This is a genomic window from Alistipes sp. (genome assembly GCF_048465575.1).
Taxonomy (GTDB): domain Bacteria; phylum Bacteroidota; class Bacteroidia; order Bacteroidales; family Rikenellaceae; genus Alistipes.
This window is the reverse complement of record NZ_DBFWLG010000002.1, coordinates 1-12,868: the sequence shown is the minus strand read 5'-3', so window position 1 is coordinate 12,868 and position 12,868 is coordinate 1. Positions and strand designations below refer to the sequence as shown.

Sequence of the window (12,868 nt, the reverse complement as noted above, 5' to 3'; positions counted from 1 at the left end):
GCAAACGACACGCTTCTACTTGGAGGAATTGCGGTGCTGTCCGTTGTTTTTCTGGAATAGGCGGTTGTTGTTGTGCTGGTTGCGATTTTTCTGCTGGTAGGGCTGCTGGCGCTGCTGCTGACGCTGCTGGGGGCCCCGCTGGGGACGCGCCATAAAGGGCTGTTTATAGTCGCTTCGGAGATTATTCAAAGCAACTTCGTCGATTTCTATGGCACCCTGGGACATGCGTTTGATGTCTTTTACGATGACCTCGTTGCTCGGATGCTCCTGGTTGTATTCGTAGCTCTTGGTGCGCATGTAGCGGGCCAGGTCGGCCACCGTCGTCCGCACCACGTGGGGGTCCTCTTCGCCGGCCAGGCGGCGGATCATCATCCCCACGTATTTCCCGTAGTGCTTGTGGGTGATGCGGCCCTGGTTGTAGGCCAGACGCCGGGGCGCCACGGTGAGCTCCTGCCGCGTGGGACGCGGATAGGGAGAGTCGACATCGAGCTGGAAATCAGACATGATGAACAGGTGGTCCCACAGCTTGTGGGTAAAGTCGGCCGTGTCGCGCAGCAGCGGATTGAGGTTGCCCATCACGGCGATGACGGCGCGGGCCTGGCGGTTGCGTTCGCGGCGGTCCTCGATCGTAAGCAGCGAGTCGATCATCTCCTGGATGTGACGCCCGTACTCGGGCAGATACAGCTTGCGCCGTGTGTAGTTGTAATTCTTTTTCATGTTGTAATTGCGGTTCGACCCGTTAGCGCATTCGGTCCGCCTGAGCGTCCCGACAGCCCCGGGTCATGGGCCGATTCAAGACCTTTTCGCCAGCTTTCAGCACCTCGGGGCAAGGCCCCCGGAATTGGTTTAACAGCGCAGAAAAAGCTAACTTTGGAACTCGTACAGTGCAAAACGGATGCAAAAGCGGATAGGCTTTCGAGCCGGGATGCGACCTGTCGAAACCCCGATCGATCAGGGGCAAAAGTAGCGTAAAATCTCAGGAAAAACAAATATGGCAAAGGTTTTAATTCTGGACCGATCAAAAAGTATGCGAAACACGTTGCGCGAGCGGCTGGAGTACGAGGGGTTCTCGACCGAGGCGGCCGAGGACGAGGCGGCGGCTTCGGAGATGTGCCAGAAGATACCGTTCGATCTGATTCTTACGAGCACGGGGGCGCGCCCCGAGGGAGCCGACGCCCCGTTCATCGTGCTCTCGTCGGAAGCGTCGATCTCTTCGGCCGTCGAGGCCGTGCGCAACGGCGCGCGGGACTACCTGACGACCCCCGTGGACATGAACCGGCTGCTGCAATCGGTGCGCAGCGCGCTCGACTCCCCCGAGCCGGAGCCCGCGGCTGCGGCACCTGCGCGCCGCAGCCGGCGCGCGCACGCGCTGCGCTGCGAACACATTATCGGAACCTCGCCGCAGATCGAGCACGTGCGCCAGTTGATCGAAAAGGTCGCCCCGTGCGAGGCCCGCGTGCTGATTACGGGCGAGAACGGCACGGGCAAGGAGCTCGTGGCCCGCTCGCTGCACGCCAAGAGCGCCCGCGCGGCGGCCCCGTTCGTCGAGGTCAACTGCGCGGCCATCCCCTCGGAGCTGATCGAGAGCGAGCTGTTCGGCCACGAGCGGGGCGCCTTCACCTCGGCCGTCAAACAGCGCAAGGGCAAGTTCGAGCAGGCCGACGGCGGCACGCTCTTCATGGACGAGATCGGCGACATGTCGCTGGCGGCGCAGGCCAAGGTGCTGCGCGCTTTGCAGGAGAGCAAGATCAGCCGCGTGGGCAGCGACAAGGACATCGACGTCAACGTGCGGGTGGTGGCCGCCACGAACAAGAACCTGCGGGACGAGATCCGGAACGGCAATTTCCGCGAAGACCTCTACCACCGCATCGGCGTGGTGGTGATCCGCGTCCCGGCCCTCAGAGAGCACGTGGGCGACATTCCCCAGCTGGTCGACCATTTCATCCGCACCATCGCCGAGGAGTATGCGACCGAGCCCAAGCCGATCGACCGCGCGGCGCTCGACGCCTTGCAGCAGATGCCCTGGAGCGGCAATATCCGCGAATTGCGGAACGTCATCGAGCGGCTCATCATCCTCTCCGACGAACGCATCACGGCCGAGGACGTGAAATTGTACTGCTGACGGCTGCGCCTCAGAACCACACGCCCAGCTGCACGCTGACGAGGTGGTGGCGGAGCCGCTCGCAGAACGCGGCGGCGAAGAGGTCGCTGCGCCGGCTCTTCAGCCGCTCGAAGCACTGCTGTTCGTATCCGGCGGCCAGCGTGAGACCCGCCCGGCCGCGCAGCCTCAGCCGGACCCCGAGCGACGGATTGAGCACGACCCCGCCCCTCGCCTCACGATCCGGAGCGAAAGCGTACCCGGCCGCACAGCTCAGGTAGGGCACCAGGCGGCGGGGCCGCGTGAGGCGGAAGCGCACCTCGCCGTAGAGCGGCACGAGGGTCTTTTCGTAACACGAAATTCCCGTTCCTGCGCCTACCGAAAAACGGGCGCCGGCTTCGTAGAAGCCCGCCAGACGGAGTATTGCGGGTGTCAAACGCGGCTCGTCCAGCGCAATGCCCGTCCCCGCGGCCGCAGCCCACGAAAAGCGCGTCTGCCCCGCGGCGGCGACCGTCGCAACGAGCGCCGTCAGCAGAAAAACAATCCGTCTCATAGGACTTTCACCGTAATGCGTCGGACGATCCGCAGCGCCGAGGTCAGCTGCGAGAGGTCCGGATTCCCCGGTCGAGCCGTCGGCGCTGCTGTGGCCCACCGGCACGGCCTCCGCCTCGCGCACCCCCGCATCCGGGTCGATCCCGGCGGCATAGACCACCGCGGGCTGTCCGCTCCCCTCTTTCCCGCCCGAATAACCCGGCTCGCCCGGCCTTGCGTTGCGAGGCCAGGCGTCGTTGAAATCGGTCGAGTGGTTGACCTCGACCTTGACCACGAAGCGCCGGAGCCCCTCGCCGGGCACGACTTTGAGCGAAAACGACTCGCGCGGCGTGGCTCCCGAGATGCCGTCCGCGAGCGGGTGGCGTTTGGTGGGCAGATACAATCCGTCCTCGTAGCGCACCCCGCGGCTGTGGCACCAGTGGGGCAGCGCCTCCGGCCGCCGGGCGCCGCGGGCCGCCTGCCACGACTCAGTGGCGATCTTGTGGCTGACGTAGACCGTCCCCAGGTATTCCCCGTCCGGCGATTCGATCCACACCGCGATCTGCGGCGCATTTTTCTTTTCGATCCCCCAAAAGAGCGGAAAGTCGTGCAGCCACGCTTCGCCCCGTTCGATCTCCACGCGCACGCTTCCCGCGCCGTAGTCGAGCAACTCCGCCCGGCAGGAGCTCAGCCCCAGCAGCGGCAAAATCCAGGTAAAAATTTGTTTTTTCATGCAGTTATCCATTTATGTTACCAAGTGGTAACATCGTGTGCAAAAAAATTTACAACTCCGGAAAAAAGGCGTTCACCTGCCGTTCGATCTCCCGTGAGATTCGCGCCCAGCCGCGATCCTGATCCAGGGGGATGCCGTTGTAGACCGGGCAGCAGTCGCCGAGCATCGACAGGTAGGTGACCGAAGCCGTCAGCATCGCGGCCAGCACGGCCACACGCGGCTCCGAATGGCCCGAAATGCGGCTGACTGCCCGAACCAACTCCATGCCGGCCTCCTCGCGCTGCCGCCGGAGCTCGGCGACCAGCTCGTTGTCGGCCGAGAGTTCCCAGCGGTAGAGCCTGCGCAGCGTCGGATCGGCGCGCAACTGCTCGATCCGCTCGCAGAACAGCCGAATCAAAAACCGGGGCAACTCGTCGCGCTCGGGCAGCTCGCGGGGCAGGTTGATCCAGAAATCGTGTCGGCGCACGTAGGCGGCCAGCAGCCCTTCCAGCGAGCCGAAATAGCGGTATATCAACATTTTGGATACGCCTGCACGCTCGGCCAGCGCATTGACGCCCAAGCGTTCGAACCCCTCGCGGCGGATCATCTCCCCCGCCGTCTTGAGCAGCAGCCGTTCGGTCGCTTCCCGATCCCGTTCCTTTGTTACCATGCGGTAACAAATATAAGGACATTATTCGAAACCGCCAAATTTTTACGGATTTTAAAGCAGATCGAGGATTTCGAGCGGCCGGTCGACGATCCGTCCAGCCCCGCTTTCGAGAAGTTCCTCGCGCGTGCGGAATCCCCATGTCACCCCCACGGAGGCGACGCCTGCCGCCGCAGCCGTGAGCATGTCGATGCCCGAATCGCCCGCGTAGAGCACCCGCTCGCGCCGTATACCCGTTATTGCGAGTATCTCCTCGACCACGGCCGGATCGGGTTTCAAGGGCACCTCCGGACGCTGGCCCAGCACCGGATCGAACGCAGCGGCGGGGAAAAAGCGCCGGACGAGCTTTTCGGTGCCCGTCTGAAACTTGTTCGAAGCCACGGCCAGCCGGACGCCCCGCCTACGGAGTTCGGCGAGCAGTTCGGGGATACCGTCGTAAGGTCGGGTAAGGCGGTCGATATGCTCCGTATAATAGTGTAAGAAATCGGCGCGCACGCGGGCCACGGTATCCGCCGTGCGCAGTTCTTCGGGCAGCGCCCGCTCCACCAGCCGCATGATGCCGTTGCCGACGAAATGGCGGTACTCCTCCAGGGTATGCCGCGGCAGGCCGTGGCGTTCCAGCACCGCGTCGCACGCCGCAGCCAGGTCGCCGATAGTGTCGAGCAGCGTGCCGTCGAGATCGAAAACGATCAGATCGAAATTCATAATTTATCCCATCATTATAGATAGACAGTGCGCTCGCAGCCGCGCGTCCTGTCCGCCGCCTGCGGCGTCGTTTACAAGTCTGACCCCACCCCAACCCCCTCCCTCGGGAGTGGCTTCGTGGCGCAACTCGGAAATTCTTAATTCTTAATTTTTAATTCTTAATTTTCGTATCTTCCACCCGATAGCCGCCACCGCGAGCGACATGAGCGGCGAGACGATATTGAAAATGCAGTAGGGCGCATAGACGAACGTCGAGACCCCGAGCACGGTGGCCTGCGTCATGCCGCACGAGTTCCAGGGGATCAAGACCGAGCAGACCGTGGCCGAATCCTCGACCGAGCGGCTCAAAAGGCGCGGCTCCAGCCCCCGCTCGGCATAGAGTTCGCGGAAGAGCCGTCCCGAGAGGATGATCGAGATGTACTGGTCGGCGGTGCAGAGGTTGAAGAAGATGCCCGCCCCGACGGTCGAGGCCACGGCCGAGAAGGTGCGGCGCACCAGTCTGAGGAAGATGCGCGTCAGCGAGCGCAGCATCCCGCTCCCGGTCATCACCCCGCCGAAGCACATGGCGCAGACGATCAGCCACACGGTATCGAGCATCCCCGCCATGCCGCGCGTCGAGACCAGTTGGTCGAGCTGTTCGCTGCCGGTCGGAATGGCCGTGGGGCCGAAGCTGGTCATCAGAACCCCGCGGAAACCCGACATGCAGTCGAGCGTTTCGGCCCCTGCCACGCGGGCCACCAACTCGGGCTGCGCCACGAGCATGGCCACCGCGGCGAAGACCGTGGCGGCGAAGAGGGTGACGATGGCCGGGAGCTTGCGGGCGATCAGGATGCCCGTCAGCAGCGGCACCACCAGGAGCCAGGGGGTGATGCGGAAAGTCGTGCGCAGCGCTTCGGCATAGAGCGCAGCCTCGGACGTGACGGCGTGGTCGAGCAGCAGCCCCGCAGCGGTGAAGACCCCGAGCGCCACGAGCATCGAGGGTACGGTCGTATAGAGCATGTAGCGGATGTGGGTAAAGACGGGCACCCCGACCGTCGACGAGGCCAGCACCGTGGTGTCCGACAGCAGCGAGAGCTTGTCGCCGAAATAGGCGCCCGAGATGATCGCGCCGGCCACCCACCCCTCGGGAAAGCCCATCGCCCGGCCGATGCCCATCAGCGCCACGCCGATGGTGGCGATGGTGGTCCACGAACTGCCCGTCATGATGGAGACGACGGCGCAGATCAGGCACGAGGCGACCAGAAAAAACGACGGGTGCAGCATCTTCAGTCCGTAATAGATCATCGTCGGCACGACGCCCGAGACCATCCACGTGCCGGCGATGGCGCCGATCAGCAGCAGAATCAGAATGGCCGAGGCCGAAGCGCGGATGTTGTCGATGATCGCCTCCTCCAACACCTCCCAGCGGCAGCGGTAGAGGCCCATCGAGAGCATCACGCAGACCGACGCGGCCGACAGCAGCGCGATCTGACTGCCGCCGTTAATGGCGTCGCCGCCGAATGCGCAGATCACGGCATAGAGCAGCGCCGTCAGCACCGCCAGCGGAATGGCCGACACCCAGGGCGAGGGCGTCTTCGGGATTTTCTTCTCCATATCGAGGGGCAAAAGTACGAAAATTCGGCGAAAATGGCTACATTTGGGGGATGAACAACCTCACCGCAGACCCCGCGCTCTGGCGCTTTCCCGTGTCGCTCCTGCTCGGCACGGCGTTCGTCGTGGGGTTGTGGCTGCTGGACCGCTATCGGGGCGATTCGCGGTTGTGCCGGACGCTGCGCTCGGGACGCACCGCCGTGGCGCTGACGGCGCTCACGGTCCTGCTGCTGATCCCGGAGGGCGTCTGGGCCGCCGGGCTGTTCCGCACCTGGCCCTGCATTGCGGTCGTCCTGCTCCTTGCGGCCTCGCTGGGGCTGGTCACGCTCCGCCGGCTGCGCACGCGGCGCGACGCGGCGTTCCTCTTGAACCACGGCGGCCTGTTCCTGATCCTCTGGGCCGCCACATTCGGCGCCCCCGATACCACGCGCGCCCGCATGATCGTCCGTCAGGGAGAGACCGAGACACTGGCCTACGCCGCCGACGGCACCATCATCCCCCTGCCGTTCGGCGTACGGCTCGAACGGTTCACAATCGACTGGTACGACGACGGTCCGCCCCGCCAGTTCCGCTCGTCGCTTCTGGTGGACGGCAAGCCCTGCGAGGTGGCGGTCAACTCACCCGTCCACCACGGCGGCTACACCTTTCTTCAGGACGGCTACGACATGCGGGAGGGGCGTTACACCGTGCTTCAGGTGGTACGCGACCCGTGGCTGCGGGCCATCTGGGCGGGGGTGGCGATGCTGGCCGCCGGATCACTCCTTATGCTGTTCAAAAAATGACGACCATCGGCTGGGAACAATTCACCGCATTCGGCGTCGTTTCGGCGGCCCTCTGGTGCCTGGGTGCCTGCCTTACGCTCGGACGGGGCCGCTCCGCTTCGCCGCAGCCTCCCGCGCCGACACGCCTCCAGCGCTCCGGCAGCGGGCTTTTTGCCGCCGGGACCCTCGTTTTCGGAGCGTTCATCCTCCTTTTCTGGATCTCGGCAGGCCGCCCCCCGATGCGGACCATGGGCGAAACGCGGCTCTGGTACTCGCTATTCATTGCCGCAACGGGGTGGGTGCTCTACCTGCGCTGGCGCTACCGCTTTCTGCTCCCCTTCGCCGCCCTGCTGGCGTCGGTCTTCGCAGGAATCAACATCTTCAAGCCCGAGATACACGACGCGACGCTGATGCCGGCACTCCAAAGCGCCTGGTTCATTCCCCACGTGGCCGTCTACATGCTCTCCTACGCCGTGCTGGCCGCCGCGCTGGCCGTTGCCGTCGGGGCGCAGTTCGGGCGGCCGCAGCTGATGGAGCCGGCCGACCGCCTGGTGCGCATCGGAGCGTCGCTGCTGATCCTCGGCATGCTGATGGGTGCGGTGTGGGCACGGCAGGCGTGGGGCGACTACTGGGCCTGGGACGCCAAGGAGTCGTGGGCAGCGGCGACGTGGCTGATGACCCTTGTCTACATCCATTTCCGCAAGCGTTACCCCCGCAGGATCGGGTGGGCCGCGGTGGTGCTGGCTGCGGCGTTCGTGGCCCTGCAAATCACCTGGTACGGCATCGGATGGATGCCCGCGGCGAAAAAAAGTTTGCATACCTATACCACAACCTGATAATTTTTTTAATTTTGTTCCGCATACCCATCAAATAGACACGCTACACATGAAGAAATTCGCCATCATCGTATTCGGACTGCTCGTCGTCGCGGCGGCCGCGACGGCCATCTACCGGTTCAATTTCCGCAAGTCGATCCCCCAGGGCGTTCCCGTGGAGGAGCAGGTCGCGGCCATCTTGCAACAGAACGACTGCCTGGTCTGCCACGATCACCAGGCCGAAAAACCCTTCTACGGCTCACTGCCCGTCGTGGGCACCCGGCTCGACGGCCACATGCGCCGCGCCGCACGTTTCACCGATCTGAAAACGGTACTCTCCGACCTCGAAAACATCGACGAAGCGTCGCTGGCCAAACTCGACCAGGCCGTCAGCAACGGCTCGATGCCCATTCTGGAATACAAACTCATCCACTGGGGCACGGGCTTCAACCGGGCCGAAAAGAGCCTGCTGGCCGGATGGGTCCGCGACGTGCGCGCCAAGCGTTTCAGCACGGGTCTGGCCGCGGAGCGGTTCGCCCACGAACCCGTCCAGCCGCTGGTCGATTCGCTCCCGACCGATGCTGCCAAGGTGGCGCTGGGATATAAAATGTTCCACGATGTGCGCATCTCGACCGACGGAACGGTCTCGTGCGCCGACTGCCACATCCTCGAAAGCGGCGGTGCCGACGTGCCGGACCACCGCACCTCGGAGGGGATCGCCGGGCAGTTCGGCGGCGTGAACGCCCCGACGGTCTACAACGCCGTATTCAACGTCCAGCAGTTCTGGAACGGCCGCGCAGCCACCCTTGCCGAACAGGCCGCGGGGCCGCCGGTGAACCCCGTCGAAATGGGCGACCAGACATGGGACGACATCGTGGCGCGGCTGCGCATGGACAGGGCGCTGGTTCGTGAGTTCGAGGCGCTCTACCCCGAGGGACTGACCGAGGCGACCGTGACGGACGCCATCGCCGAGTTCGAAAAGACGCTGCTTACGCCCCGTTCGCCTTTCGACCGCTACCTGCGAGGCGACGACACGGCGCTGACGGCCAACGAGATCGAGGGGTATCTCCTTTTCAAGGAGCACGACTGCGCGACCTGCCATGCGGGACAGATTCTGGGCGGCCAGTCGTTCGAATACCTCGGTATCGCCGAGGACTATTTCGCGGCCCGCACGCCCGAAATCGCGCTGAACGACGACGACAAGGGGTTGTACGGCTTCACCGGAAACGAACGCGACATGCACCGCTTCAAGACGCCGGGGCTGCGGAACGTGGCCCTCACGCCGCCCTACCTGCACGACGGCTCGGCCGCGACGCTCGACCAGGCCGTGAAAGCGATGATGCGCTTCCAGACCGGCGCCGACTACACGCAGCAGGAGGTGGACCGCATCGTCGATTTTCTGGGCACGCTGACGGGCGAAAATCCCCATTTGCAGCCCGCGCAATAGATGGAACCGGCCCGATGATATGCAAGTGCGGCTTTTCGGAGCCGCTTTTTCCGGTTTTTTGCTGTCATCCTATTCGTAAGGAAAATCTGCAACTACATTGTTGACATGGCGAATACCAACCTGAAAGAAGCCAAGGCGGCCAAGAACGATGAGTTCTACACGCAGTTTCACGACATTGAAATCGAAATGAACGCATACCTCGAATACGACCCAGACGTGTTCCGGGGAAAGACCGTTCTGCTGCCGTGCGACGACCCGGAATGGAGTAATTTTACCCGGTTCTTTGCGGCCAAGTTCGACGAGTTGGGCTTGAAGAAACTGATTTCCACGAGCTATGCACCCGAAGCAAAGAAAATGAAACTCCGAACCGAACCTACCCTTTTCGAAACCGAAGCGCCTCAGTTCGACCCGGCTAAAGCGCAAACGAAAGGGAAGATATTCGTTCTGGATAAAGACCTGACGGGCGATGGAAAAGTAAATATCGACGATTTGAAATGGAAATACCTGGAATGTGATGGAGACTTTCGCAGCAAAGAGGTTACAAAACTGCGTGATGAAGCGGATATCATCATCACAAATCCGCCGTTCTCGCTATTCCGTGAATTCCTGTCTTGGATTGTAGCCGCCAATAAACGTTTCATAATAATTGGAAACATGAACGCGGTAACATACAAAGAGACCTTTCCGCTGATAAAGGAAAACAGGATGTGGATGGGATACTCGATCCACAGTGGCGACCGGGAATTCGAAGTACCGGAGGAATACCCTTTGACGGCGGCAGGCTGGAGAATTGACGCCCAAGGACGAAAGTATATCCGGGTTAAGGGCGTACGCTGGTTTACCAACATCGACCATGGCCGCCGCCACGAGCCGCTCCCTTTGATGACGATGGAAGACAATCTGCGGTTCTCCAAGCATAAGGAAATAAAAGGCAAGCCTGCATACGAGCATTACGACAACTACGATGCGATAGAGGTCCCTTTTACCGATGCAATACCGTCCGATTACAACGGCATAATGGGTGTTCCGATCTCTTTTTTGGATAAGTACTGCCCGGAGCAATTTGAAATCTTAGGCCAGACCCAAGGAGACTCAGGTAAAGAACTGGGATTGAGGCCATATCCGCGTGAACTGAAGAAATTGAATCCGAGTTTGCGGGATGGTCAGCTCTACTATCTGGAAAACGGAAAACCTCAAAAACCTTATGCACGTGTTCTTATAAGAAAAATCAGCAATAAAGTAGCACTTTGAAATCTTAGGGATAACAAAAACTTGGTTTGGAGGTGCTTTCAAGGTTTATCCGGAACAAATACAAATTGACCGTCATGGGAAAAATTCCAAAGTTACAAAACTGAATGATGGGGCAGCCCTACGCCATTCAACGATTCCGACCAAGGAAACATACTACATCGTCGATGGGAACTTTTACACCCAGCTTTATGCGAGAGTTCTCATTAAACATATCAGATTATGATTTTCTTATAAGCAAACGTGCATACGTTGGAATAAATTTATCGCCTTTTTTGATGACGCTACGAGCATTCAAGTCATTGTATTTGAGGCTATCCGCCGATGTATATTTCTTTGACCGCAGACGCGAAGAATTCTGCCTGTCGGTTATCCCTAAGATTTCAACTTAAATTAAAAAAATAAGATGAAGACGACATTACATACCGAATGGACGGTTGCGGATCTTTGCAAAGGCTTTACATACAACGAACTGGAAGGCAAGGGGCTTTTCGGATTGGACGGACGGCTCACAATTCAGCCGGAATACCAGCGCCACTATATCTACAACGACGGAAAGAGGGATGTTGCCGTTATCGAATCGCTTTTGAAGGGTTATCCCATCGGACTGATCTATTTCAACCGTACGCACGACGGACGCTACGAGGTGCTCGACGGACAGCAGCGCATTACCTCATTCGGCCGTTTCGTGACGGGGAAATTCGCCATAAGGGATTCAGGGGACAATGTGCAGTATTTTTCGGGGTTGCCAACGGAATCGCAGCAACGCATCATGCAGTCGCCTCTGCTCATCTACGAGTGCGAGGGCGAGGAGCAAGAGATCAAGGAGTGGTTCAAGACGATCAACATCGTCGGTATTCCGCTCAAGGAGCAGGAACTGCTGAATGCCATCTATTCCGGTCCGTTCGTCAATGCGGCAAAGCGCATCTTCAGCAATTCACAAAATGCAGAGACCCAAAAATGGAGCCATTATGTAAAAGGAGAGGTCAAACGGCAGGATTTTCTCGCCGAAGCGCTCGAATGGGTGAGCACCAGCAAACAAATGACGGTCGATGCCTATATGAGCCTGCATCGCCGGGATAATTCGCCCAACGAACTGGAAAACTATTTCCGTTCGGTGATCGACTGGGTTTCCGCCACTTTCACGATGGTGGAGCGCGACATGTGCGGACTGGAGTGGGGCAGGCTCTACGAAACCTACCACAATACTCCTTACAGCGTGGATTCCATCCTGCAACGTGTACGAACCTTGCAGGCAGATGAAAACATCAAATGTCCCCGAAACATCTACGAGTATGTACTGGGCGGAGAAAAAGAGAAAAAGCTGCTCGACATTCGCCTGTTCGAAGAATCCGTAAAACGGATCGCCTACAAACGTCAAACGGACGCGGCGAATGAAAGCGGAATCTCCAACTGTCCGCTTTGTGCTGCATCAGACAATGCAAACAGAACGCGCATTTACAACCTCTCGGAGATGGATGCAGACCATGTTACGGCATGGAGCAAAGGAGGAGCTACAAGCGTTGAGAACTGCCAAATGCTGTGCAAGACCCACAACCGTTCGAAAGGCAACCGATAAATACCAATTTATCACTAATTTTGAGAGAGTCCTAATAGCTAATCTCTCAAATATGTCTGTGCAGCACACTTTTCAAGAAGTCTCACGAATTTGGTGCGACGCCAAACGTCCCATCGTAAAACACTCCACCATGTGTGCCTACACGCTGGCGATCCAAACCCATTTGCTCCCGTGCTTCGGGGAGATGAAAGCCATCACGGAAAGCGACGTACAACGGTTCGTGATCGCAAAATTCGCCTCGGGACTTGCCAGAAAGACCGTGCGCGACCTGATCGCCGTGTTGAAATCCATCGTCAAATTCGGGGGCAAACACAAGATGTTCCCTTTCGAGGTGTGGGAGATCGAATATCCGACCCGTACCGAAGCCCGCCGCTTACCTGTTTTGGCACTGAACCACCAACGGATGCTGATGCGTCACCTCTTGGAAAAACCCTCGCCGCAGAACATCGGCGTACTGCTGGCGCTTTGCACGGGCATGCGAATCGGAGAGATTTGCGCGCTGAAATGGGAAGATGTCGATTTCGTCCAAAAGATCATCACGGTCAGGCACACGGTGGGAAGAGTCTATAACTGCGAATCGAAAACCACGGAGAAAAGTAAATATTCGCTCTACCACATCTTTAAAATGTATTTTATGAATTTCGGGATAAACATTTGGAGATTTGAGGAAGAATTGTTACTTTCGGTATAGCAAATACGCTTAACAAGTATTTGC

12 protein-coding genes and 1 pseudogene are annotated in these 12,868 nt (G+C 59.8%); 7 read left to right on the top strand and 6 right to left on the bottom strand.

The window, feature by feature from the left end; translation table 11 throughout:
* Positions 1-15: 15 nt before the first annotated feature.
* Positions 16-717 (bottom strand): DUF4290 domain-containing protein, encoded by a 702-nt coding sequence (locus ACMQ11_RS00070; protein WP_418990613.1) that lies wholly within the window; start codon positions 715-717, stop codon positions 16-18.
* A gap of 274 nt (positions 718-991) precedes the next feature.
* Here ACMQ11_RS00070 and ACMQ11_RS00065 point away from each other — a divergent pair, with 274 nt between their 5' ends.
* The gene (locus tag ACMQ11_RS00065) at positions 992-2,122 is read left to right on the top strand and encodes a sigma-54-dependent transcriptional regulator (protein ID WP_418990612.1); all 1,131 of its coding nucleotides are present in this window, start codon (positions 992-994) and stop codon (positions 2,120-2,122) included.
* A gap of 10 nt (positions 2,123-2,132) precedes the next feature.
* Here ACMQ11_RS00065 and ACMQ11_RS00060 read toward each other — a convergent pair whose 3' ends face one another.
* From ACMQ11_RS00060 to ACMQ11_RS00040, 5 genes and pseudogenes are all read right to left on the bottom strand, one after another.
* Positions 2,133-2,651, bottom strand: a complete 519-nt coding sequence (locus ACMQ11_RS00060; RefSeq protein WP_418990611.1) for a hypothetical protein — start codon at positions 2,649-2,651, stop codon at positions 2,133-2,135.
* Positions 2,648-3,362: pseudogene (locus tag ACMQ11_RS00055) on the bottom strand (hypothetical protein). The gene ACMQ11_RS00060 and the pseudogene ACMQ11_RS00055 overlap by 4 nt, the downstream one beginning before the upstream one ends.
* A 49-nt stretch (positions 3,363-3,411) precedes the next feature.
* Positions 3,412-4,011 (bottom strand): TetR/AcrR family transcriptional regulator, encoded by a 600-nt coding sequence (locus ACMQ11_RS00050; RefSeq protein ID WP_418990610.1) that lies wholly within the window; start codon positions 4,009-4,011, stop codon positions 3,412-3,414.
* Positions 4,012-4,062: 51 nt separating this feature from the next.
* The gene (locus tag ACMQ11_RS00045) at positions 4,063-4,713 is read right to left on the bottom strand and encodes an HAD family hydrolase (protein WP_418990609.1); all 651 of its coding nucleotides are present in this window, start codon (positions 4,711-4,713) and stop codon (positions 4,063-4,065) included.
* A 144-nt stretch (positions 4,714-4,857) separates the two neighbouring features.
* Positions 4,858-6,306, bottom strand: a complete 1,449-nt coding sequence (locus tag ACMQ11_RS00040) for a Na+/H+ antiporter NhaC family protein (protein WP_418990608.1) — start codon at positions 6,304-6,306, stop codon at positions 4,858-4,860.
* A 50-nt stretch (positions 6,307-6,356) separates the two neighbouring features.
* Here ACMQ11_RS00040 and ACMQ11_RS00035 point away from each other — a divergent pair, with 50 nt between their 5' ends.
* The 6 genes from ACMQ11_RS00035 (at position 6,357) to ACMQ11_RS00010 (ending at position 12,844) form a co-directional block, all read left to right on the top strand.
* Positions 6,357-7,085 (top strand): cytochrome c biogenesis protein ResB, encoded by a 729-nt coding sequence (locus tag ACMQ11_RS00035; RefSeq protein ID WP_418990607.1) that lies wholly within the window; start codon positions 6,357-6,359, stop codon positions 7,083-7,085.
* Positions 7,082-7,900 (top strand): cytochrome c biogenesis protein CcsA, encoded by an 819-nt coding sequence (gene ccsA, locus ACMQ11_RS00030; protein WP_418990606.1) that lies wholly within the window; start codon positions 7,082-7,084, stop codon positions 7,898-7,900. Before ACMQ11_RS00035 ends, ccsA begins: the two co-directional genes overlap by 4 nt.
* Positions 7,901-7,949: 49 nt before the next feature.
* A complete protein-coding gene (locus ACMQ11_RS00025; protein ID WP_418990605.1) occupies positions 7,950-9,326 on the top strand; it encodes a cytochrome c peroxidase in 1,377 nt (458 codons plus the stop codon).
* Positions 9,327-9,431: 105 nt separating this feature from the next.
* Positions 9,432-10,577, top strand: coding sequence for an adenine-specific methyltransferase EcoRI family protein (locus ACMQ11_RS00020; RefSeq protein WP_418990604.1), 1,146 nt, complete (start codon positions 9,432-9,434; stop codon positions 10,575-10,577).
* Between the two features lie 403 nt (positions 10,578-10,980).
* Positions 10,981-12,153, top strand: a complete 1,173-nt coding sequence (locus ACMQ11_RS00015) for an HNH endonuclease family protein (RefSeq protein ID WP_418990603.1) — start codon at positions 10,981-10,983, stop codon at positions 12,151-12,153.
* 52 nt (positions 12,154-12,205) lie between these two features.
* Entirely contained in the window at positions 12,206-12,844 is a 639-nt protein-coding gene (locus ACMQ11_RS00010) for a tyrosine-type recombinase/integrase (protein ID WP_418990602.1), read from the top strand.
* Positions 12,845-12,868 lie beyond the last annotated feature (24 nt).